The sequence below is a fragment of the Pandoraea sp. NPDC090278 genome (assembly GCF_044772185.1).
Lineage (GTDB): Bacteria > Pseudomonadota > Gammaproteobacteria > Burkholderiales > Burkholderiaceae > Pandoraea.
On record NZ_JBIVYJ010000010.1, the window covers coordinates 63,352 to 85,600 of the forward strand.

Below are 22,249 nucleotides of genomic sequence, written 5' to 3' on the forward strand. Positions count from 1 at the left end.
GCAAATCTGACGCAACGACGACCGACGCATGCATTTCGACGTTCGCACGATCGGGCCGCAGGGCACGATCGAGACGCTCCGCATCGAGGCCGACAGCCCCGAGGACGCGCGTCGCCGCGCGCAGCACGACGGCCGCTTCGTGAGCGAAGTGCGCACTGTGCGCGCCGCATCTCTGCGGCCGCAACGCTTCGGCCTCGGCGGCGGCAAAGCCCTCGGTGGCGCGAAGAAGCTTTCACTGGTGCTCTTCAGTCAGGAACTGCTCGCGCTCATCAACGCCGGACTCGGCGTGGTGGAGTCGTTGCAGGCCCTGCACGAGAAGGAAAGCAACCCGGGCATTCGCGAATGTCTGCACCGTCTGCTGGAAAGCCTTTCATCGGGCAAGCGCTTCTCTGCCGCGCTCGCCGAACAGCCACGCCTCTTCCCGCCGCTTTACGTCGGCATCGTGCAGGCCGCCGAAGGTACGAGCGACCTGCCCCGCTCGCTTGCGCGTTACGTCGACTATCAGCAACGCGTGGACAGCGTGCGCAACAAAGTCGTGAGCGCAGCCATTTATCCGTGCATTCTCATGACGGTCGGCGGGGCGGTGAGTTTCTTCCTGATGATGTACGTCGTGCCGCGCTTTGCCGAGGTGTATCAGGGCGCGGGACGCCAACTGCCCTTCGCGTCGCAACTGATGCTCGACTTCGGCCAACTCGTGAGCGCCCACACCACGCTCTTCCTGGCGGCGCAAGGCGCACTCTTGTTCGCCCTCGTCGCGCTGTGGCGACGCTTGCAGCGCCGGGGCGGTGTCGTGCTGTTGCTCTCGCGCATTCCGGTGCTGCGCGAGCGGGTTCGCATCTATGAACTCGCGCGCGTCTATCTGACGCTGGGCATGCTCCTCGAAGGTGGCATCACGATCCTGCGGGCGCTCGCCACCGTGCAGCCGATGGCCTCCGTGAATCTGCGTGCGGCACTCGGTGCGGCGTCGGCAAGTGTGGACGCGGGTACGCCGCTGTCGAGCGCATTCGAAGCCGCAGGTCTCACCACGCCGATCTCCCTGCGCATGCTGCGTGTCGGCGAACGCACCGGTGAAATGGGACCGATGCTCACACAGTCGGCCGCGTTCTACGACGGCGAAATCGACCGCTGGATCGATCGCTTCACGCGCTCGTTCGAGCCTGTGCTCATGGCCGCCATCGGCCTTGTCGTCGGGGCCATCGTGATTTTGCTGTACATGCCGATCTTCGATCTGGCGGGAGACCTCTCGTGAGTACCCACGACCTCGCCCCTGCCGACACACTCATTGATGCCTCTCTGCTCGCCCGCGCACGCGAAATTCAACGTCAGGGCGACGGACAAGCTAATCACGACCTTGTGAGTGCGCTGCACTCGCTCACGGGCGGCGACTTGCGCGACGTCGTCCTCGCCCTCGGCGCGCAACTGGGCTTGCCGGTGATGGATCTCGACGCGTTGCTCGCCGCCCGGCCTGCGTTCGACGTCGTTTCGCTCTCACAGGCGTTGCAGCGCCATTGCGCCCTGCTCCACGGTGTCGACGGCCCCCTCGTCGGCGTGGTGAGCGATCCCTTCGATCTCGATCTGCGCATCTGGCTGGGTGCGCGCGCCAACACGCCCACACCGCTACCGTTCGCGCTGGCGTTGCACGACGATCTGCGCGCTTACCTCGCCAAGCAGGAAGAGACGGCGCGAGCCATCGATCACGTCGTGTCGGGCGATGCCGGTGGTGCAGGCAACGACCGCACGTCGACACGGCTGTCGTTCGCCAGCGTGGCCGAAGGAGCGAGTCCCGCCGTCAAGCTCGTCAATTCGACGTTGTACGACGCCCTCAAGGCCGGTGCCTCGGACATCCACCTTGAGAGCACCGCAACGGGTCTGGCGATCAAATATCGTGTCGACGGTGTGCTCGATCACGCAGCGTCGGCACGCGGCACCGATCTGGCCGAGCAGGCGATTTCACGTCTGAAGGTGCTCGCCGAACTCGACATTGCCGAGCGGCGCACTCCGCAGGATGGCAGTTTCCGCGTGGAAGCCGCCGGTCGCGACATCGATCTGCGCGTCTCGATCATGCCGAGCATTCATGGCGAAGACGCCGTGATCCGTATTCTCGACAAGCGCGCCATGATCGAAGCCTACGGCGCGCTCACGCTTGAAGCGCTCGGCTTCGACCCAACATCGCTCGTGAGCCTGCGTGCGCTGGCCCGCGAAGCTTACGGCATGCTGCTCGTGACCGGACCGACCGGCTCAGGCAAGACGACCACGCTCTACGCAGCGCTCACCGAAATCCACGACGGCCGCGAGAAGATCATCACCATCGAAGACCCGGTGGAATACCAACTGCCGGGCATTTTGCAGATTCCGGTGAACGAGAAGAAGGGCCTGACGTTCGCCAAAGGTCTGCGCTCGATCTTGCGTCATGACCCCGACAAGATCATGGTCGGGGAAATTCGCGACCGGGAAACGGCCGAGATCGCCGTGCAGTCAGCGCTGACCGGCCACCTTGTGCTCACGACCGTCCACGCGAACAATGTGTTCGACGTCTTCGGGCGCTTCAATCACATGGGGATCGATCCGTACGCGTTCGTCTCGGCGCTCAACGGCATCTGGGCGCAACGGCTCATGCGCGTGAATTGCCCGCACTGCCGTGAGGAGGCACCCACGCCGGACGACGCAGAACTCGCCAGCGTCGGGCTGACGCGCGCCGATGTCGCGGACTTCCGTTTCATGCGCGGCAGAGGGTGTTCGCATTGCCGTGGCTCGGGCTATAAGGGACGCCGCTCGATTGCCGAGATCCTCATGCTCAACGACGAGCTTCGCGAACTGGTGGTAGACAAGCGTCCGATTCGCCAGATCAAGGCCGCCGCACACGCCAACGGCACGCGCAGCCTGCGCCACGCCGCATTGATGCTTGTGCGCGCGGGCGACAGCACCCTTGAGGAAGTCCGCCGGGTGACGACGAATGCTTGAATGGCGCGCGCAATCCCTGCATCTGGGCGTATCGCGTAGCGCGGTGAGTCTCGTCTTGTACGAACGAAAGACGCGGACGTGGCATGTGCTCGGTACGACGACGTTTGCGCCGCAGGCAGCCGATGCCTTCGTGCCCGCACTGCACGAGGCGGTGCATGCGTTACTCGTCACGCATGCCAGGCATCGCGCCACGCTCGACATCGTGATCGACGACCGCCTCGCACGCCTGTGGATGACCACGCCGCCGACCGGCGCGACACGCCTGTCCGACATCGGGGGCGCGGCCGCGATGCGTTTCGCCCATCTGTTCGGCGAGATACCGGAGCAATGGCAGATCGCCGGGGACTGGCAGGTGACGCACCCGTTTTGCACCGCCGCTCTGCCCCGTGCGCTCGTCGACACGTTGACGGTGACGGCACAGGCTTGCCGTATTCCCATCGTCGGCATCGCGCCGCATTTCGTGCGCGCGTGGAACCGATGGCAACGTGAATGCCGCACTTCCGGCTGGTTCGCCATGATGCATGACGGTCTGCTGCGCCTCGGCATCACTGAGGGCACGCCCATGCGCCTGCATGCGTTGCACGAAGTGCCGATGCCGCCCGATCCCGACGTCTACTGGCTGGCGCAAACGCTTTCGCGCACGGCCATGCTGACGGGGACGGAGCCGCCGACGACGCTGCATCTGTGCGGCACCGTGCCGAACGAAGGGCGCGTCACGCTCGCTGCACTGAATCTCCATGCACTGGCCGCCAGCGCCGACCTTGCCGTGCACGACTGGCAACCGTCCGAGCGTCTGGCAACGGGAGGCGCACTGGTATGACCCGCATCGCCATCGATTTCGCGCCGCGCAACTGGCGACGCACGCTTGGGCAACTGTCGCCTGTCTGGTGCGCGGTGCTGGCGCTGGCCGTTGTTATCGCCATCACTGCTGCCGTGCTCGGCTACCGTGTGTACGCCCGGGATCAGGCGCGGCAGGCGCTGGTGGATCGGATAGCACAGCGTGAGGCGGCACACGTGCGCGCGAATCCGCCTGTCGCCCCCATCGTCGTACCCGTGCCGCAAGCGAACGCCATCAATGCCATCGCCCGGACGCTCAATCTGCCGTGGCGCGGGCTGCGCGATGCGCTCGACAACGCCGCGATGCCCAGCGTCGCTCTGCTGTCGCTTGCGCCCGATCTGAACCGGCACTCGGTACGCATTACGGCCGAGACGACGAATCCGGACGACATGATCGTCTACCTGCGCGTGCTGCGTGAGCAACCCTTCTTCGTCGATATTCAATTGACGCATCACGAGATCAACGATCAGGACATCAATCGCCCTATCCGCTTTCAGTTGGAGGCCGCATGGGCCTCGCGTTGAACATCCGTCGGCCCGGGATGCCCGTTGCGCCGCTGCTGAGCGTGCGGCTCGCCGTCAGTCGTCTGGGGGCTGCACGTACTGCCGTGCTGGCACTGTTGCTGGCCGCACTCGCGGCGCTTGGCGTGTTCGGGGTGTCGCTCGCGCGCACTGACACATCGTCGGCTAGAGCGGTGCTGGCCGCTGTCTCGGGTAAGCGTCGTGCGCCCGTCGCCGCAACGGACCCGGTCGACGCACCCCTGCTGGCGTTCTTCGCGACACTTGGCAACCGTCGGCAGAACGATCTGCACATCAAGCTGCTGTTCGATCTGGCGAAGCAAAACGGTCTGACGCTCCGGCAAGGCGAATACCAGTACGGCTATGACAACGCCGCGCGCGTCGCAACGTGTCAGGTCGTGCTGCCGCTCAAGGGCAACTACAACGCGATCTGGCATTTCGTGCTGGAAGTGCTCCGGACACTGCCGTTCGCCGCCTTGCAGGACATCAATTTCAAGCGCGACGCCATCGGCGATGCCGCGGTGAGCGCACAAGTTCGGCTTACGCTTTATCTCCGGGATGTCCCGGCACGCACGCCATGACACCGCGTCGCCTGCTGCTCTGGGGATCGCTCGCCGCGAGCATTGCGGCCGCGCTCGCGGATCCTTCTTCGTTACCCTTTTTCTCGTCGTCGGCGTCCACCCCGCCTGTGGCCTCGCCCGTCACGCATGCGCATAGGTCTGTGCCATCGACGGTGAATCAGGCACCGGCGCCGGTCGCATCCGGAGCGTCCGCTGAGGCGGGTGAGACCGCCGACGCCCTCGCGGCGGAGCGTCGCGAGTTGCTCCGGCAAGTGCGCGCGTTCGTGTCGGGTAGCGGGCCGAGCGTCGGGGCGTCGTCCATCGTCGCACCGGCACCGCGTGAGATGCTGGCCGAGACTGACGGTACGCCTGCGCCGCAGCGCCTGTTCGTCAGTCAGAACTGGGGGCCGCCCCCGCCCGCACCGTCGTCTGCGCCGGTTCCTACCACGCCCCTGCCACCCACAGCGCCGCCATTGCCGTTCACGTATCTCGGCAAGGCGCTCGCCGCCGGTGCGTGGGAGGTCTATCTGGCGCGCGGCGAGAAGACTTTCATCGTGCATGAGAACTCGGTCGTCGACGACGTGTATCGCGTCGCGTCGATCAAGCCGCCGCGCCTGTCGCTCATCTACATCCCCATGAACCAGCAGCAAGAGTTGGATATCGGAGGCACGCAGTGAAGTTGCCACGCCCTTCACCCAATGCCCTCCGGAAGTCGCGCACGCCGCTGCTGCATGGCGCGGCCGCCCTCGCGCTCGTCGCGTTGTCCGGGTGCGCCGCGCAACTGGCGCTGCGCGACGGTCGCGACCTGATGGCCCACGACCAGCCCGAGGCCGGTCTGAAGAAGTTGCAGGAAGCGAGCAACCGCGCGCCCGATAACGGCGAATACCGCCTGATCTATCTCAACGCGCGCGACAAGACGTTGCAGGATTTCCTCGCCAGCGGCGAGAAGGAGATGGCGGCGGGCAAGTTTCAGGCGGCGCGCCCGTGGTTCAGGCGTGCGCTCGATCTCGACCCGAACAGCGAGAAAGCGAAGTCCGATCTGCGCACGCTCGACGCCCTGCTGCGTCACCAGAACATGATCAAGCAGGCCTCCATCTCGATGGACGAGCGCCGTTACGACGCCGCGCGAAAGACGCTCGAGCAGATTCTTCGCGAGCGCCCGGAGAACGATGCCGCGCGCGCCATGCTCGCCGAAGTGGAGTCGCGCGCTGCGCAGCCTGTGCTGAGTGCCGAGCTGTCCGACGCCTATCGTCAGCCGATCTCCATCGAGTTTCGCGACGCCCCGCTGCGGCAGGTGTTCCAGGTCATTGCACAGCGCTCGGGCCTGAACTTCGTCTTCGACAAGGATCTGAAGACCGACACCAAGGTCTCGATTGCCCTGCGTAACAGCACGGTAGAACAGGCGCTGTACTTCCTGCTCGTGACCAACCAGCTGGAACAGCAGGTGATGGACAACAACACGTTGCTCATCTACCCGAACCTGCCCGCCAAGGTGCGCGAGTACAAGGAAATGGTGGTGCGCACCTTCTTCCTGAACAACGCCGACGCGAAGCTCGTCGCCGCCTCCCTCAAGACGCTGACCAAGTCGACGGACATCGTCGTGGACGAAAAGCTCAATGCCGTGATCGTGCGCGACACGCCCGAGGCGATCCGCGTCGCCGAACAGGTCGTGGCGCTTCAGGATCGCGCCGAGCCGGAAGTCGTGCTCGACGTGGAAGTGCTGGAAATTGCGCGCACGCGCTTGCAGAACCTCGGCATTCAATGGCCGGACAAAGTGGTGCTCTCGCCGTTGGCGTCTGCTGGCAATGGCGCAGCGCTGACGCTGGCCGACCTGCTCTCGCCCACGCGCAACTCGGTGAGCGTCGGCAACCCGTCGGCGACCATCAACCTCAACGTCAACGATGGCGACACGAACATCCTCGCCAATCCGCGCATTCGGGTGCGCAACAAGGAAAAGGCCAAGATCCTGATCGGCGACAAGGTGCCCGTCATCTCGACGACGATCAGCGGCGGTGTGGGCACGTTTGCGTCCGAATCGGTGAGCTATATCGACGTGGGGCTCACGCTCAACGTCGAGCCGACCATCTACATGAACGATCAGGTCGGCATTCGTATCGCGATGGAAGTCAGCAGCCTCGGACAGCAGACGATCACGAAGTCGGGCAGCACGGTGTTCCAGATCGGCACGCGGCAAGCCTCCACCGTGCTCCAGTTGAAGGACGGCGAAAATCAGGTGCTCGCCGGTCTGCTCAACACACAGGAACAGACCTCAGGCAACAAGATTCCGGGTCTTGGCGATTTCCCCATCCTCGGTCGCCTGTTCGGCAACACGACCAACAACGACAAGAAGACGGAAATCGTGCTGTCGATCACGCCGCACATCGTGCGTAACGTGACGCGTCCGGAAGAGAGCGCCACCGAATTCCTGTCGGGCACGCAGGGCAACTTCCGGCGACGTCCGGCGGCAGCGCTGCCTGATGCCACGCCACGTCCACAAACCGCCACGGTGCCCGGCGTCGTGATGACGACCTCGGGTGCGGGCGGTGCAGCCGTGTCGGCGAATGGCCTCTCGTTATACGAGGCGTCGCACGGCGCGCCTGCCGGAACACCGCCCGCCCCTGCGGCTTCCGCTGCGCCTGCGCCGGTTGCGCCGTTGCCGCCTGCGGCAACGCCCCCGGCCGCAAACACTGCCCCGCCGCCGGGTAACCCGGTGCCGCCTCCCACACCGCCCGCCACAACAGTGCTCGGCCCGACCAGCGATCCAGTGCCGCTCTCGTCGCAACAGCCCGTGCCTGTGGGCGGTGCACCGGCCCCCCGTTGATGCACATGACGCGGACGCTTCCTCGCGCAAGACTCCCCGGACGCCGTACGCCTGGCGAGTCTGCCTCGTCCCAGCGTGGCTTCACGATGATCGAGCTGTTGGTCACGCTCGCCATCATGGCGATGCTGGCGACGCTTGCCGTGCCCGTATCGCAGTTGGCCGTGCAACGTCGTCAGGAACAGGCGCTGGCGCGCGATCTGCGCGAGATTCGTCACGCCATCGACGCTTACAAACGTGCGTGGGACACCGGTCACATGGAGAGAAAGGCGACGGAGACGGGGTATCCGCCGTCGCTCGAAGTGCTCGTGCAGGGCGTGCCGGACATGCGCGATCCGAAGCGCAAACGTCAGTACTTCCTGCGCCGCATTCCGCGCGATCCGTTCAACAACGACGATTCGCTTACCGACTCGCAAACGTGGGGCAAACGTAGCTATGCCAGCCCCCCCGACGCGCCCGCCGAGGGCGACGACATCTACGACGTCTACACACTGTCGCAAGGCGTAAGCCTGAACGGCGTGCCTTACCGTCTCTGGTGATCCCGGCCATGAACCTGCTTGCGAAAACTCACCGTCGGCACACGTGTCGCGCCCACCGTCACCTGCGCGGCTTCACGCTGATCGAGCTGCTGGTCGTGCTGGGCATCATTGCGACGCTCGCCACGCTCATGATCCCGAACTACGTGCCTGCGATCGCGAAGGCGAAGAACACCGTCCTCACCGAGAATCTGCGCACCTTACGCCGCGTCATCGATCAGTTTTACGACGACACGGGCCACTATCCCGTGAACCTCGCCGAGTTGGTCGAGCGCAAGTATCTGCGAGCGGTCCCCATCGACCCCGTGACGGGCAGCGACACCACGTGGATCACGATGACTTCCGCCGAGAACGCGGCGCAGGACCCGAGCGCGCAGATCCTCGCGACGAGCCGCTCGGCTCAGGACGCGTTGCGCTTCGGCGCCTCCACGCCGACACCGCCCCCGGGGGCGATCCCCGTCGTGGAGGACAAAGGCATTTGCTGTGTGAAAAGCGGTGCGTCCGGGACGGACCCGGCGGGCAAGGCGTATGCGGACTATTGATCGTCCTGCGCGCGGACGCCGCGGGCGCCACAGTCTCCACGGCCAGCGCGGTTTCACGTACGTGGGACTGCTGATTCTCGTCGCCGTACTAGGACTGGTCGGTGCGATGACGATCCGGGTCGGCGCGCTATGGCAGCGTACCGCCCGCGAAGCGCAACTGATGGAGATCGGTGCGCAGTTCAGCGATGCCCTGCGCGCCTACGCCGACGCCACGCCCGCCGGGCAGTTGCCGCAACCGCCGAATCTGGCCGCACTGCTGCTCGACCCGCGCTTCCCGACGCCGCACCGATACCTGCGCAGAATCTTCGCGGACCCGATAACCGGCAGCACGGACTGGGGCATCACCTATGTGACGACCGGTAAGGGCGTGCTTGAGGTGTATAGCCGCTCCTCTGCCGCGCCGCTCAAGACCGCGCACTTCGACGAGCAGTTCGGCACGTTCTCCGGCACGGCGCATTACTACGACTGGCGCTTCTCTGCGGCAACGGCGACGCCGGATGTCATGCCGTCGATACCCACGCCCGACCCGGCCTCCGGCCCCGGCGCGGCACCTCAATCCCTCACGCCCTTCTGACGACTCATGCGCCCGAGCCTCCGAGCGACCGTAGTCGCCAGTCTGACTGTCGCAACCATCACCACGAGCGCAACCGCATTCGCCGACTGCTTCGACGATGCGGCGACCTATCACCACGTGAACGCCGACGTGCTGCGCGCCATCGCGTGGGAAGAGTCGAACAACCGGGCCGACGCCCGTCGCACCAACACCAACGGCTCGGTCGATTACGGTCTCATGCAGATTAACTCGGTGCATCTGGACACGTTGGCACGCTTCGGCATCGGTACAGAGGACCTGATGGTGGCGTGCAAAAACGTGTACATCGCGGCGTGGCATCTGCAACGTCAAATGGCGAAGTACGGCAATACGTGGGCGGCCATCGGCGCGTATCACTCGGCCACCCCTGCCCTGCGCGACGCGTACGCGTCACGCATTGCCGCCAAACTCACTGCCCTCAAGGACGCTCGCGAGGCAAAGCAAAGCCGACGTTGAGCCTATGGCGACGAGGCGTACCACACGTCCCGTCGCACCGCATGCCACTCAGCGACGATGTCCCCGCGCCATGCTGGAAAACACACCGTCACGCTTGATGAGGCCGTGCATCAGCGCCGCCGCGAGATGCCCGATCACGAGCGCGAACAGCGCGAACGCCAGCCACGTGTGCATCGCACGCAACACCGCAAACAGACGCGCATCCGCCGACACCAGCGGCGGCAGATGATACGCACCGAACAGCGTCACCGGATAGCCACCGGCCGACACCATCGCCCAGCCGATCAGCGGCATCGCGAGCATCAGCGCATACAGCAGCAGATGCGACGCTTTGGCAATCGTCTGCTGCATCGACGGCACGCTGTCGGGTAACGGCGGGCTGCCGCGCTTGACGCGCACGATGATGCGGATGACAACCAACGCGAGAATCACGATGCCAAGCGGCCGGTGCAGCGCGATCAGCGTGCTGTGCGCCTGAGTGAGCGTGCTGACCATGATGACGCCGATGAACAGCATCGTGAGCATGGCAATCGCCATGCCCCAGTGCAACCAGCGCTGAACGGGACTGAAGTGAAGATGGGGACGATTCATCGCGAATGGGCCTCCTGAGTCGTGTTGCCTTGCGGTGCGTCGGGAGCACCGTTCAACGCTTCTTCGCGCGTGCGGCGCTTGTACGACAGTGCATACGCCGCCGAGCGTGCGGCGAGCAGCGGATCGCCGGACGGTTCGATACCGGCAGGCAGAATCGTCGGATCGAAGTTGACGTCGCGGCATGCGCCATCGTCTTGCGACGCCGCCTGCGACAGCACCAGCGTGCCCGCATCGACCTGCTTGCGCGTGGCTGGCCACTGGTGTGTGGCATCGTCGGTCGGATCGCCCGGATCTGCCACGGTCACCACCAAGTGCCAGCGCACCGGCCCCTGCTTCAGACGCTCGTACAACTCGCCTGCGAGATAGTTGGCCTCGCCCTTCTCCTTGTCGGTCACGGTGTCGAAAGGCAACTCCGGCTGCATCGACCAGCGCACTGCCGTGCGTTGCCCGTTGGCGTCGACGAAATAGAACGCGTTGATGCCGTAGTACGCCGCGTTGGCGTAGCTCGACGACGGCGGGTGCCCCTTGACCCAGTCGCGGAACGGCTGTGTATCGGGATGCGCGGCAAAGAACGCCTGCAACTTCGCCGGATCGGGCTTGCCGGTCGACGGATCGGGACGCGATGCGTCAAGCTGTGCGTAGAACTCCTCCGGTGTGCTCACGGCGAACAGCGGTGTCGTGTTCATACCGGTGCGCCATTGCTGGCCGTCGGCCAGCGTGAACATCAACGCCATGCTGCGAATCGGCACGCTGTTGTCCGAGGCGGTCGGGTTCGGTCCGGGAATCGCGAAACGGCCGGTCACGGGGGTACGTCCGGGGGCGAAGACGAGCGCTTTAGACAGCGACGCCGCACCTCCATTACTCTCGAAATAGCCGTCCACGCACAGGCCCTTCGCGTGATTGCGACGGAAGCCTTCGTGAATGCCGCCGTTCGACTCAAACGTGTCGATAACGGTATGGGCGCTCAACCGCTGCGGTGTGAGCCACCCGGCAGCGTAAGCAAAGCCGCCCGCGAGCAGGCCAACAACGGCGACGATGGCCGCCGCCCGGCATGGCACGCAAATGGCGCTAGGATCGGACGAGGAAGGTTCGGTCACGAATGGGGCTCCTTGTAATGACGTCCCGGGGGCAGGTTGCCGAATGAGCAGATCGTGGAAACACGGGCGTCTTCACGGTAAAACACATCCGCGCGGCCCTTATTCCGCCGTCGCCGGTTTTATTTTCGTTTTCATGGAATAAGCGGACCGGTCGACGTGTTGACCCGTTATGGCACGGCTCACCGCATTCGATCTCTGACGGTATGGATATTCGCGACCAGCTCTATCACCACGTCCCGCGTCTGCGTCGGTATGCCCGCGCGCTCACGGGCAATACCGAGCTGGCCGACGACCTGGTGCAGGACACGCTGGAGCGTGCCCTCTCCCGTCACACGATGTTCGAGGCGGGTACGGACGCCCGCGCATGGCTCTTCACCATCATGCATAACCTGTTTCTCAATCAGCAGCGCCGCGCGCCCGCGCAGGCGACCCACGTCTCGCTGGACGAAACCAACATTGGCGACCTCGTCGAGCGCGACGTCAGTCACGCATCCGTTCAGACGCCGACGTCCGACCCCGCCCGCCGTCTCGAAATCCGCGATCTCGACGAAGCGCTGCGGCATCTTCCCGACGAGCAACGGGCCATCGTTCTGCTCGTGGGTCTGGAAGATATGAGTTATGCGGATGTCGCCGCCACGTTGCGCGTGCCGATCGGCACCGTGATGTCGCGGTTGTCGCGCGGCAGGCAACGGCTGCGCGATCTCATGGCCGGTGGAACACCGCCCGCCCAGTCCGCCCAGACGGGACCGTCAGCCAAGCTCAAGGTGGTGCGATGAACGAACCCAACCGCCCGATCGACGACAACGAACTGCACGCGTACGTCGACGGGGAATTGCCCCCGCAGCGTCGTGCAGAACTGGACAACGCCCTCGCCACCGACCCGGCGCTCGCGGCGGCTGTGAGCGAACTCGTCGCCCAGCGGCGCGCGCTGCACGACCGCTACGACGATGTGCTGGATGAACCGGTACCGCTCCGGTTGCAACGTCCGGCAGACGTGCAGGCGCCGATGCCGCGAGGCAAAGCCGCCGCCAACTGGCCTCGGTTTGCCGGGCTGGCTGCGGCGCTGGTCATCGGCATCGGCATTGGCGTTCAGGGCAATCGCCTGTGGTCTGCACGGCAAACCCCTGCGTCCGCCATCGCCATGCGCGAGGCAGCGCCGTCGCTTGTCCCCACCGCCGATGGCGCTGCACGCTTCGCCCGACGCGCCGCCATTGCGCACGTCGTCTACATGCCTGAGATTCAGCGGCCTTCGGGCATGGATGGGGCATCCGAAGCCCATTTCTCCAAGTGGATCGCAAGCCGTCTGGAAACCGCCGCGCAAGCACCGGACCTGTCCTCGCGAGGCTTCCACCTGAGCGGCGGGCGTGTGCTGCCCGACAGCGACGAACACGTCGTGCAGTACATGTATCGCAACGACGCGGGCGAGCGCATCACCGTGTGCATCTCACCGGCCGGTGTCGAAGGACAGCCCGCCGCATTCCGCTTCTATGAGGACGGCCCCGTCAGGGTTTTCTACTGGGTCGACAAGACGTTCGGCTATGCGATCTCGGGCGGCATCGACCGCGCGACGCTGACGGGCCTGTCGCAGGATGTCTACGCCGCACTGGAGGCGCGTGGGACGGGTAAACGTTAGTTCCTCCCAGCAATAGAGAAGGTGGCAAACGCTCCTAATCGTGCGTTTTTGTCGGGCACTACCATGACTTCACCGTGAACTGTGTTTGCGGGCAGTCCGACAAAAACTCTAGGAGACATGGCATGCTTCACGACCTTCCCGCACGTCCCGACACGGTGCACTGGGGCTATTTCAACGCCGCGCAAACCCCGGCCCTGACCATCAAGAGCGGCGATTTCATTCGCGCCGAAGCGGTCACCCATCATGCGGGCGACGCGCCCGACCTGATGATGGACGACGCCGTGCGCGCCATCTACGACAAGATTCCCCACGAAGACCGCAATCCGGGCGTGCACATCATGACCGGCCCGATCTACGTGGAAGGCGCGAAGCCGGGCGACATGCTCGAAGTGCGCTACCTCCAGATGATTCCGCGCTTTCGTTTCGGCGCGAACGTCGCCGCCCACTGGGGTCAGCTCTATGACGACTTCCAGAAAGAGCGTGTGACCATCTACGAACTCGACAACAGTTCGAACACCGCGCACGCCCTGTTCGCGTTCGACTACCCGGGCAAGCTGACCACGCCGGGCAAGGTCGTCGACCATCGCGAATGCTGCAAGCAACCCGCGCTCGCCGGGGTGCGCGTGCCGGTGCGTCCGCACCTCGGCACGGCGGGCGTTGCGCCCGACGCGCAAGGCCGTGTGAGCACGGTCGAGCCGGGGCTGCACGGCGGCAACATCGACAACTGGCGCATCGGTGCCGGGGCGACGATGTACTACAAGGTGCAGGTCGACGGTGGCCTCTTCTCCATCGGTGACCCGCACATCTCGCAGGGCGACGGTGAAATCAGCGGCACGGCCATCGAGGCGTCGCTCAACGTGCTGTTCCAGGTGGTGCTGCGCAAGGACTTCGAGTTCCCGTCGCCGTTGCTGGAGACGCCCGACTGCTGGATCGTGCACGGCTTCCATCAGGATCTGGACGAAGCGGGCAAGAACGCCGCGCGCGACATGATCAAGCTGCTCACCGAGCAGCAGGGCCTCTCGCGCGACGACGCCTACTCGCTCATGAGCGTGGCGGCCGACTTCGGCGTGACGCAGGTCGTCGACGGCACACAAGGGGTGCACTGCACCATGCCGCGCGGCATGTTCCCGCCCAAATCGTCCAAGACCTGAGCCCCGGGCTGCCTGCACGGTGCGCCCGGTATTGACGGGTGCACCGCGTGGTGCGCGACATTTCATGTTGTCTCTTCATCGGGAGACGCTTCCATGCAATACGTCTATGTCGGGCGCAACGAGCTTGTCGCCCTGATCGTCGGTCTGGTCACGGGCACGCTGTACTCGTGGCTCAACCTGCCGATTCCCGCCCCGAATGTGCTCGGCGGCATCTTCGCCATCATCTTCACGTACCTGGGCTATCTGATCGTGAATGTGTGGCGTCGCTCGGTCACGTTCGGACGTCCGCCCGCCGAGGGTCTCGATGCATCGCCGAACGCCCGCCCCGTCCACTCGTCCAGCCGCTCCTGAGGAGGTTGTCATGGTAGAAATCACGCTTGGCGCGACGGAGTTGCAGGCGGCCGCCGTCGGACTCGTGACCGGAGTGCTTTACACCGGCGTACGCGCGCCGATTCCGGCCCCTAACGTCCTCGGCGGCATCTTCGCCATCGTCGGCACGTTCATCGGCTTCGCCTTCGTGGCGGCGATGCGCGGGCAGTTGCACTTCGGCTGACGCCCTTGCACTATTGACGTCTGCCCCGGCACAGCGGCTCGCAAGCGCTGCGCCGGGGTGTCGTCGTTGTCATTTCTGATGGAGGCAGGACGTGGATCGTGCGCACTTCTCAACAGAGTCCTATGCCCAGGACCAGCGCGGGCCAGCCTGGCAGGCGCGCCTGCTCGACGCCCGTCTGCACTTTCGTCCGCCACCGGCTGGAGAACCGTTGCACGGCACGTTGCTCACGCATCGCACGCCCGCCGGTATCGAACTCTCGGTGATCTCGTCCACGCCGCAAACCGTATCGGCGCGCGCAGGCGGTGAGCGCGGCTTCCTGCTCGTCATGCTGCTCGACGGTCAGATGACGCTGGCCAGCGCAGGCGCACTCGATGGTGAGACGCTGGCCGTTGGCGACATCGCATGCATTCCGGGCGCACAGAGCGCCGACCTCATCGCCAGCACGCCGTTCCGGCTGATCTCGGTACACGTGCGGCACACGCTGATCGCGCCGCGACTGGGCAGTGCGCCTCCGATACAGACGTGCAAGCTGCCCGACAGCGTGTCGCGTCTGTTCGGCGCGCTGCTTGGCGGACTCGCGCTGCAACTCGACGCGATGCAGGACGCCGATCCGCACGCGCTCGAACCCGTCGAAAACGTGATTCTGGAATGTCTCGCCTCGGCGCTCGCGGCGGCCAAACCTCAGACGTCGACTCACCTCTCGACATCGCGCGGCATCGTGTTCACGCGCATCTGTCACCGCATTCAGGCGCGTCTGGCCGAGCCGGATCTGTCGCTGTGCGCCATCGCGAAGGACGAACACGTCTCGGATCGCTATCTGCGCAAGCTCTTCGAAGACGCGGGTCAAAGCTTCTCGTCCTACCTGCGCAATAGTCGTTTGCAGCGTTGTCATGCGGACTTGCAGAATCCCGCGTACGACCAGTTGTCCGTGTCGGACATCTGCTACCGCTGGGGTTTCAACGATCCGTCTTATTTCAGTCAGGCCTTTCGCGAGCGGTTCGGTGTGTCCCCCAAGGCAAGCCGCGATCAGGCGCTGCGCTCCCGTGCGCTGCCGGAACGCGCGCGCATCTCTCGCGGACATCCCGACGTGCCTGCCGGGTTGGCGCATCGAACGAACGTCAGTCCGACGGCGGCGATGGCCCTCTCAGAGCGCGACGCCATACCCGGCAGCGCCGCCCGTCCCGCCCTGCCCCATGACGCCGGACAGCATCACTATCTGCGCGCGACGTGCGACTCAGTGCATTGGGGGTATCTCAGTCACGATCTTCCGCCAGTGCTGACCGTCGCGTCGGGCGACACCGTGACCGTTGAGACGCTGACGCAGCATGCGACCGACGACTGGGAACGCATGATTCAGGGCGATCCGGGCGCGCAGAGCGTGTTCCACTGGACGGCGACGCAGAAGAACGTGGACCGGCGCGGCGCGGGTCCGATGGACGCCTCCGTCTACGGACGCGGCGCGGGCGAAGGCTTCGGCGTGCACATCTGCACCGGCCCCATCGCTATCGAAGACGCCATGCCGGGCGACGTGCTCGAAGTGCGCATTCTCGATCTGCATCCCCGACCGAGCGCGAACCCCGAATTCGCGGGCAAGGCGTTTGGCAGCCACGCGTCGACGTGGTGGGGCTTTCACTATCAGGACATGCTCACGCTGCCGCGCGAGCGCGAGGTCGTGACGGTGTTCGAGATCGATTGCCATGATGATGCCGAGGAAGGCACCGACGTTGCCCGCGCGATTTACAGCTTCCGCTGGACGCCGCAACAAGACCCGTTCGGCGTGGTCCATCCGACCATCGATTATCCCGGCGTGCCGGTCGATCACACCCGCATCACCAAGAATTTCAGGACGTTGAAGAACGTCGAGATTCCGCTGCGTCCGCACTTCGGCGTGCTGGCCGTCGCACCGGCGCAGGACGGTTTGATCGACTCCATTCCGCCGTCGAGCTACGCGGGCAACCTCGATAACTGGCGCGTGACGCGCGGTGCGAGCGTCTTTCTGAAAGTCGCCGTGCCGGGCGCGCTGCTCTCCATCGGTGACCCGCATGCCTCGCAGGGCGACGCCGAACTCGGCGGCACCGCCATCGAATGCTCGCTCACGGGCAACATTCAACTGGTGCTGCATAAGAAGGCAGCCATCGAGGCACAGGTGCCGTACGCCGATCTGACCTATCCGCTGGTCGAGACGCCGACGGAATGGATCATCCACGGTTTCAGTTCGCCGAACCATCTGGCCGAGCTGGGGCAGAAGGCGCAGAGCCAGATCTACATGAAATCGACGCTCGACAGCGCGCTGCGCGACGCCTTCCTCAAAGCGCGCCGCTTTCTCATGCAGGTCAAGCGGCTCACGGAGGACGAAGCCACCGCGATTCTTTCGGTCTCCGTCGATTTTGGCGTGACGCAGGTCGTCAACGGCAACTGGGGCGTGCACGCCATTATTCGAAAGGGGATGTTCAACGACTGAAGAAAACCGCAAAATCGGCAAATCGCCTGTGGCTACATTGGCGTCCAAGGAGCGCAGATGAAACCCCAGACCCGACTGAGATACGCCGAACGCATGGAGCCCGTGCTCCGCTGGCTTGCCAACCATCCGGAAAGCGACCCGGACCTGCACCACCTGGCCGAGCTGGCGTGTCTGTCGCCGTACCACTTTCATCGTGTCTACCGCGCATTGCTCGGTGAGACGGTGAACAATTCGGTGCAGCGCATTCGCATGCACCGTGCGGCGATTGCCCTGTCGGGGTCTGAGGATTCGATGCGTGTTGTGGCGTCGCGTGCCGGTTATGCGTCGGACGCTGCGTTCAACCGGGCCTTCGGTGCGTTCTTCGGCATCCCGCCGGGACGCTATCGCGACGTCCGCTCCGGACCCATCGATCCTCAGGAGCTAGCCATGTACCCGATCTCAGTCGAATCGTTTCCTGCCACCACCCTCGCCGTGCTCCGTCACAACGGCGACTATCAGGGCATCGGCCCCGTCTTCACGCGCGCCTTCATGCTCGCTGCCGCACAGGGCCTCGCCCACCCGGACGCGACCGGCTTCGGCGTCTACTTCGACGACCCGGAGCAGGTCCCCGTCGCACAATTGCGCTCGCTCGCGGGCATGTCGGTACCCGCCGATGCAGAGATCGGCGGCGATCTTGAACGTTTCGAGATTCCCGCAGGAAAGTGCGCCGTGCTGACCTACACCGGGCCGTACAACGAGATGAGCAAGCCGTATCAGTGGCTGTTCGCGCAGTGGCTGCCCGCCAGCGGGCTGGAGCCTGCCAACTTCCCGATGTTCGAGCAGTACCTCAACGATCCCCGCTCGACACCACCGGCGCAGCTCCAGACGCGCATTTGTCTGCCTGTGAAGTAAGCGCGAGCAAGGCCTGCACCTGCACGCGCAGGTCTTGCGCCGTCGGATGGAATTCGAACGGTATCGCCTTGGTCGGCCCTTGCAGCAGCTTGCGTGAGCTACGCGTGTAGGCCGGGTCGTAGTGGCGTGTGATGAGCGCCTCGGACAACTCGCGCTGCTGCCCGTTGTCGAGCAGCGTCAGCCATTGATCGACCACCGCTTTGCCATGCAATTCGACAAGGCGCAGCAACTGCGCACGGAAGTATTCGGGGCGGGTCAGCAGATGGCCGTACTCCTGCGTCAGCAGTTCGACGCGCTCGTCCACGCTCACCTTCACTTCCACACATCGCGCCGTGCCGCGCATCGACGTCATCAGCGACTCGGGCAAGGTAATGAGTCCGATCCTGCGGCTTTCCGCTTCGACAAACACGGGACGCGTCACGTCGAAGCCGCGCAGCAGCCCGACGAGCGACGTGTCGAACGACTTCTGCGACGGCTGCGGGGCGTCCGGCATCGCGCCGAGAAGCGATCCGCGATGCACCGCGAGGCCTTCCAGATCGAGGGTCTGCGCGCCAGCGTCGGCGAGCGCATGCAGCAGACGAGTCTTGCCGCTGCCCGTGTGACCGGCCAGGACGATGTAGTCGAGCGTGGGTGGCAAGGTCGACAGCGACGCCACGACATCGGTGCGGTAGGTCTTGTAGCCGCCCTCAAGCTGACGCGCCCGCCAGCCGATCATGTTCATCATCAAGGTCATGGCGCCCGAGCGCATGCCGCCACGCCAGCAATACACGAGCGGACGCCAGTTGCGCGGTCGGTCGGCGAACAGCGTTTCCAGATGTTTTGCAATGTTGCGCGCGACCATAGCCGCGCCTTCGCGTGAGGCGTCGAATGGCGAGACCTGCTTATACATCGTGCCGACGATGACGCGCTCTTCGTTGCTGAGCACCGGTGCGTTGATCGCGCCCGGGATATGGTCGTCGGCGAATTCGAGTGGTGTACGGACATCGATGATTTCATCGAAGTCGGCGACATTCGCGAGCGGCACACGGAGATGGTTCATCGCGCCCCCGCTGCCAGTTGGCCGCAATGCTTGCCGTAGGGCGTGCGTGTCGTCGGCTGCACTTGCGCATCACCGTCGAAACTCGCGCGTACTTTGGCCGCGCGGTCGATGATGCGGGTGGCTGCTTCCGCATCGCCCGCACCGCCTAACGCCAGCGCGTAATCGTCAAGCAATTCGGCGTAGGCGAACGGCACTTTGCGCGCCGCCTCCAACCGGTCGAGCGTGCCGAGTGCCCGGCCGAAGTACTTTGCGGAAGCCGCGAACTGACGTTGCGCGAGCGCGAGACGGGCCAGTTCGACCAGTGCCGGATAGCGGTATCGCGCCGTGAGGATGTCGAGGTCGTACGCCTGGCTAAGCTCGCGCTCCGCTTCGGCGTAGTAGCAGGTCACGCCCAGCGCGCGCCCGTAGTCGAAATGCATGGCCGCGCGTTGCGACGCGGGCCAGCCCGACTGGTCCGCCACGAGCACCGCCTGCCCGAAGGCACGGCGCGCGCCGTCCCAGTCGCCACGCACCTCGGCCGCGCCGCCTTGCGCAGCGTAATCAGGACCGGGCGCCTTCGGTGCGGGCGTGCTGCACCCCAGCGCGCCCAACACGCCGCCCAGTGCGCACACCATCGCCAACCACGTCAAAGATCGAATCATCAGGGAAAGGAAACTGCCGGGAAATCATCTGTCGCGGGACACCTCCGCCCCGCGTTCGCCCGACAGGATACCTCGTCGCACCTGAACTCCCCAACGCTGACGCCCCGTGAGGAAGTGCCCCCACCCCATCGCCGCCCCCGTGTGACGCATCAACTGGAACGAGAACGGCTCCAGTACGGCGGCGACGAACGCCAGTCCGAGACTCGTGCCGGTGCGGTGTCCGGTCCAGCGGCGATAGGCATGCACCGACCACAGATGAAAGCCCAGATCGATGACGATCTTGCCCAGAATGATCCCGGAGACCGGCAGCACGACGCCGTAATGGCCTTCGCAGACGAACGACACCAGCAGCGCAAAGGCCGTCAGCCCGTAGATCGGCTGAAGCGTATCGAACGCTTTGACCGGCAACATCCAGCGACCGAGGTTGCCGTAGCGGCCGTTGCCGACCATATCGCGATACCAGTACTGCGTCTGGAGGAAGCCCGCGAACCAGCGACGGCGTTGACGCAAGAAGCTCGTCAGCGTCCCCGGCGCATCGGTAATTGCCTGCGCGCCGCCGACAACGCGCACTTCCCAGTCGAGTGAATGCGCGACCGAGTAGCGACGCAGACGGTGAATCAGTTCGTAGTCCTCGACCAGACACGCGGGATCGAAGCCGCCCACGGCCAGCACCGCCTCGCGACGGAAGCATGCGAATGCGCCCGAGATCAGCAACAGCCCGTCGGCGCGCATCCACGCGAAACGGGAGATGAAGTTGCGGATGTACTCGTACGTCTGGAAGAACTGCAGGACGCGGGCGCTCATGGTGTCGCCACAGACCGGCGTCAGCACGCCGGTAGCGGCCACCAGACGCGGGCGACCGGCGAAGGCGTCGTGCATGGCGGCGCACGCACCGGCATCGAGCAACGTATCGGCGTCGACCGTCATCACGATGTCTGTATCCATGCCAACAAGCGCCGCATTGAGCGCCTTCGCCTTGCCGCCGTGCGGCACGCGCAGCCATCGCAGGTTCGGATAGCGGGTGCTCGGTGCGCTCAGACTGCCGACACCCGGGTCCACCAGACCGTACTCGCCGGTCAGCAAGGCGACGGTGCCGTCGTGCGAACCGTCGTCGGCAATGACGATGGCGTCTGGCACGTGGCGTCCGGCCATCAGCGCGCGCAGTGTCACCGGCAGCGCCGCCGCTTCGTTGTGTGCCGCGACCACCACGCCGAGCGTGAGACGGTTCGACGCGGCGTCGGCGGTGCCGCCCCACGTCTCGTCCGGATCGGGACGCATCAGACGCCGCGCCTGCCAGAAGACGAAAGCCAGCAGCAAGGTGTCGTAGACGACATACGCCACGCCCGTGCCCCAGGCGAAAACGCCCTTGAGGAAAAACGCCTGTGCGAAAAGCAAGCACCACAGCACGGCCACGCCGGTGTGCACAAGCCAACTGGCGAGCGGCGTCGGCGGCAAGGTGAAGCGCGGCGAATGCTGTTCGCGCGACGCTTCGAGCTGTGCCACGCCGGTCTGGATATCTGGGTTCATGTGCGGGTTCACGTTCAGGTTCATCCCGACACTCACGGCAGCATCCGGCCGATGACCGAATGACGGTCGATCCACTGATGCTTGAGCGCACCGCCGATGTGCAACGCCAGCAGCGCGTAGAGCGCGTAAGCGCAATAGGTGTGGACGTCGCCCAGCACCCCGTGCCAGTAATCCTTGCTCGCGTCGCTCATCGCCATCAGAAAACCCATGCGCGGAAACGGCACGACACCGAACAGCACCAGCGGATGCGTCGACGCCGCGACCCACGCCGAATCGTGCGCCCAGCCTGAAAGAGGCAGCGCGAAAATCAGCACGTAAAGCAACCAGTGCACCACATGCGCCGCAGCGCGCTCCCACGAGGCAAAGACATGCGAGAGTTCGGGCGGACGGTGCGTCACTCGCCACAGGATGCGCAGGATCGCGAGACCGAGCACCGTGATGCCGATGGACTTGTGCAAATCGATCCAGAAACGTACGTCGATCTTCTCGAGCGTGGCGTCCGGCAGCAAGGCAATCGTCTGACCGATGGCAACGTTGCCAAGCATCAGCAACGCCACCGCCCAGTGCAGCAGCATGGCGACGCGCGTGTACTTGGGATCTTCGTACAGAGCGACGCGGGGCTTGCTCGCCGATGTGGAAGACATTGACGACGGCGAGGGGGGCAGAGAATTCACGTTTGACGTCCTGAAAATGCACTGAAAGATGATTGCATAACGCCAGTTGGAGCGCGCTTATTCCCGCGTTGCTGCAAATAAATCTATGGTCCTCCCCATTTTTGCAACCCTGATTCTCGATGTCGTTGTTGGCTTGCGTAAATCTATTCGGCGTCGTTGTAGGGACTGCT

The 22,249-nt window shown here is 64.9% G+C and carries 24 protein-coding genes; 18 read left to right on the forward strand and 6 right to left on the reverse strand.

Translation table 11 applies throughout. The features are described 5' to 3' along the window. Positions 1–28 precede the first annotated feature (28 nt). The 11 genes from ACIQWO_RS26200 (at position 29) to ACIQWO_RS26250 (ending at position 9,821) form a co-directional block, all read left to right on the forward strand. Positions 29–1,249 (forward strand): type II secretion system F family protein, encoded by a 1,221-nt coding sequence (locus tag ACIQWO_RS26200; protein ID WP_402830478.1) that lies wholly within the window; start codon positions 29–31, stop codon positions 1,247–1,249. Beyond that, entirely contained in the window at positions 1,246–2,961 is a 1,716-nt protein-coding gene (locus ACIQWO_RS26205) for a GspE/PulE family protein (RefSeq protein ID WP_402830481.1), read from the forward strand. Before ACIQWO_RS26200 ends, ACIQWO_RS26205 begins: the two co-directional genes overlap by 4 nt. Further along, the gene (locus ACIQWO_RS26210; RefSeq protein WP_402830484.1) at positions 2,954–3,781 is read left to right on the forward strand and encodes a hypothetical protein; all 828 of its coding nucleotides are present in this window, start codon (positions 2,954–2,956) and stop codon (positions 3,779–3,781) included. The genes ACIQWO_RS26205 and ACIQWO_RS26210 overlap by 8 nt, the downstream gene beginning before the upstream one ends. Further along, entirely contained in the window at positions 3,778–4,323 is a 546-nt protein-coding gene (locus tag ACIQWO_RS26215; RefSeq protein ID WP_402830487.1) for a hypothetical protein, read from the forward strand. Before ACIQWO_RS26210 ends, ACIQWO_RS26215 begins: the two co-directional genes overlap by 4 nt. After that, positions 4,308–4,898, forward strand: coding sequence for a hypothetical protein (locus tag ACIQWO_RS26220; RefSeq protein WP_402830490.1), 591 nt, complete (start codon positions 4,308–4,310; stop codon positions 4,896–4,898). The genes ACIQWO_RS26215 and ACIQWO_RS26220 overlap by 16 nt, the downstream gene beginning before the upstream one ends. Further along, positions 4,895–5,554, forward strand: a complete 660-nt coding sequence (locus ACIQWO_RS26225) for a hypothetical protein (RefSeq protein WP_402830493.1) — start codon at positions 4,895–4,897, stop codon at positions 5,552–5,554. Before ACIQWO_RS26220 ends, ACIQWO_RS26225 begins: the two co-directional genes overlap by 4 nt. Continuing rightward, positions 5,551–7,698: a secretin N-terminal domain-containing protein gene (locus ACIQWO_RS26230; RefSeq protein ID WP_402830496.1), complete on the forward strand. Its 2,148-nt coding sequence runs from the start codon at positions 5,551–5,553 to the stop codon at positions 7,696–7,698. The genes ACIQWO_RS26225 and ACIQWO_RS26230 overlap by 4 nt, the downstream gene beginning before the upstream one ends. Before the next feature lie 5 nt (positions 7,699–7,703). After that, the gene (locus ACIQWO_RS26235) at positions 7,704–8,234 is read left to right on the forward strand and encodes a type II secretion system protein (protein WP_402830499.1); all 531 of its coding nucleotides are present in this window, start codon (positions 7,704–7,706) and stop codon (positions 8,232–8,234) included. Positions 8,235–8,242: 8 nt separating this feature from the next. Beyond that, positions 8,243–8,773 carry a type II secretion system protein gene (locus tag ACIQWO_RS26240; protein ID WP_402830502.1) on the forward strand — a complete coding sequence of 177 codons (531 nt, stop codon included), beginning with the start codon at positions 8,243–8,245 and terminating at the stop codon, positions 8,771–8,773. 61 nt (positions 8,774–8,834) lie between these two features. Beyond that, a complete protein-coding gene (locus ACIQWO_RS26245) occupies positions 8,835–9,347 on the forward strand; it encodes a type II secretion system protein (RefSeq protein WP_402830505.1) in 513 nt (170 codons plus the stop codon). A 6-nt stretch (positions 9,348–9,353) separates the two neighbouring features. Beyond that, a complete protein-coding gene (locus tag ACIQWO_RS26250; RefSeq protein WP_402830508.1) occupies positions 9,354–9,821 on the forward strand; it encodes a lytic transglycosylase domain-containing protein in 468 nt (155 codons plus the stop codon). 48 nt (positions 9,822–9,869) lie between these two features. On the opposite strand, the gene ACIQWO_RS26255 is transcribed toward ACIQWO_RS26250, so the two are convergent. Continuing rightward, a complete protein-coding gene (locus tag ACIQWO_RS26255) occupies positions 9,870–10,412 on the reverse strand; it encodes a cytochrome b (RefSeq protein WP_402830511.1) in 543 nt (180 codons plus the stop codon). After that, positions 10,409–11,509 carry a catalase family peroxidase gene (locus ACIQWO_RS26260; RefSeq protein WP_402830514.1) on the reverse strand — a complete coding sequence of 367 codons (1,101 nt, stop codon included), beginning with the start codon at positions 11,507–11,509 and terminating at the stop codon, positions 10,409–10,411. The genes ACIQWO_RS26255 and ACIQWO_RS26260 overlap by 4 nt, the downstream gene beginning before the upstream one ends. Positions 11,510–11,712: 203 nt before the next feature. Between ACIQWO_RS26260 and ACIQWO_RS26265 the strand changes: the two genes are divergently transcribed. From ACIQWO_RS26265 to ACIQWO_RS26295, 7 genes are all read left to right on the forward strand, one after another. Next, entirely contained in the window at positions 11,713–12,285 is a 573-nt protein-coding gene (locus ACIQWO_RS26265) for an RNA polymerase sigma factor (protein WP_402830517.1), read from the forward strand. Beyond that, complete coding sequence (locus ACIQWO_RS26270; protein WP_402830520.1) at positions 12,282–13,142, forward strand: anti-sigma factor family protein; 861 nt, start codon at positions 12,282–12,284, stop codon at positions 13,140–13,142. Before ACIQWO_RS26265 ends, ACIQWO_RS26270 begins: the two co-directional genes overlap by 4 nt. A gap of 122 nt (positions 13,143–13,264) precedes the next feature. Beyond that, entirely contained in the window at positions 13,265–14,293 is a 1,029-nt protein-coding gene (locus tag ACIQWO_RS26275; RefSeq protein ID WP_150663261.1) for an acetamidase/formamidase family protein, read from the forward strand. Between the two features lie 93 nt (positions 14,294–14,386). Continuing rightward, positions 14,387–14,644 (forward strand): XapX domain-containing protein, encoded by a 258-nt coding sequence (locus ACIQWO_RS26280; protein ID WP_402830523.1) that lies wholly within the window; start codon positions 14,387–14,389, stop codon positions 14,642–14,644. A gap of 10 nt (positions 14,645–14,654) precedes the next feature. Next, positions 14,655–14,846 carry a DUF1427 family protein gene (locus ACIQWO_RS26285; protein ID WP_046292445.1) on the forward strand — a complete coding sequence of 64 codons (192 nt, stop codon included), beginning with the start codon at positions 14,655–14,657 and terminating at the stop codon, positions 14,844–14,846. A 91-nt stretch (positions 14,847–14,937) separates the two neighbouring features. Further along, entirely contained in the window at positions 14,938–17,307 is a 2,370-nt protein-coding gene (locus ACIQWO_RS26290; RefSeq protein ID WP_402830527.1) for an acetamidase/formamidase family protein, read from the forward strand. 57 nt (positions 17,308–17,364) lie between these two features. Continuing rightward, positions 17,365–18,198, forward strand: coding sequence for a GyrI-like domain-containing protein (locus ACIQWO_RS26295; protein ID WP_402830529.1), 834 nt, complete (start codon positions 17,365–17,367; stop codon positions 18,196–18,198). Here ACIQWO_RS26295 and mnmH read toward each other — a convergent pair. From mnmH to ACIQWO_RS26315, 4 genes are read right to left on the reverse strand one after another with little or no spacing between them, the layout of a single operon-like run. Next, on the reverse strand, positions 18,134–19,237 hold the full coding sequence (gene mnmH, locus ACIQWO_RS26300; protein WP_402830532.1) for a tRNA 2-selenouridine(34) synthase MnmH: 1,104 nt from the start codon (positions 19,235–19,237) through the stop codon (positions 18,134–18,136). The genes ACIQWO_RS26295 and mnmH overlap by 65 nt on opposite strands. Next, a complete protein-coding gene (locus ACIQWO_RS26305) occupies positions 19,234–19,878 on the reverse strand; it encodes a tetratricopeptide repeat protein (RefSeq protein WP_402830535.1) in 645 nt (214 codons plus the stop codon). Before ACIQWO_RS26305 ends, mnmH begins: the two co-directional genes overlap by 4 nt. Before the next feature lie 24 nt (positions 19,879–19,902). Beyond that, complete coding sequence (locus tag ACIQWO_RS26310; RefSeq protein WP_402830538.1) at positions 19,903–21,405, reverse strand: glycosyltransferase; 1,503 nt, start codon at positions 21,403–21,405, stop codon at positions 19,903–19,905. A gap of 32 nt (positions 21,406–21,437) precedes the next feature. Beyond that, the gene (locus ACIQWO_RS26315) at positions 21,438–22,049 is read right to left on the reverse strand and encodes a cytochrome b (RefSeq protein WP_402830540.1); all 612 of its coding nucleotides are present in this window, start codon (positions 22,047–22,049) and stop codon (positions 21,438–21,440) included. Positions 22,050–22,249 lie beyond the last annotated feature (200 nt).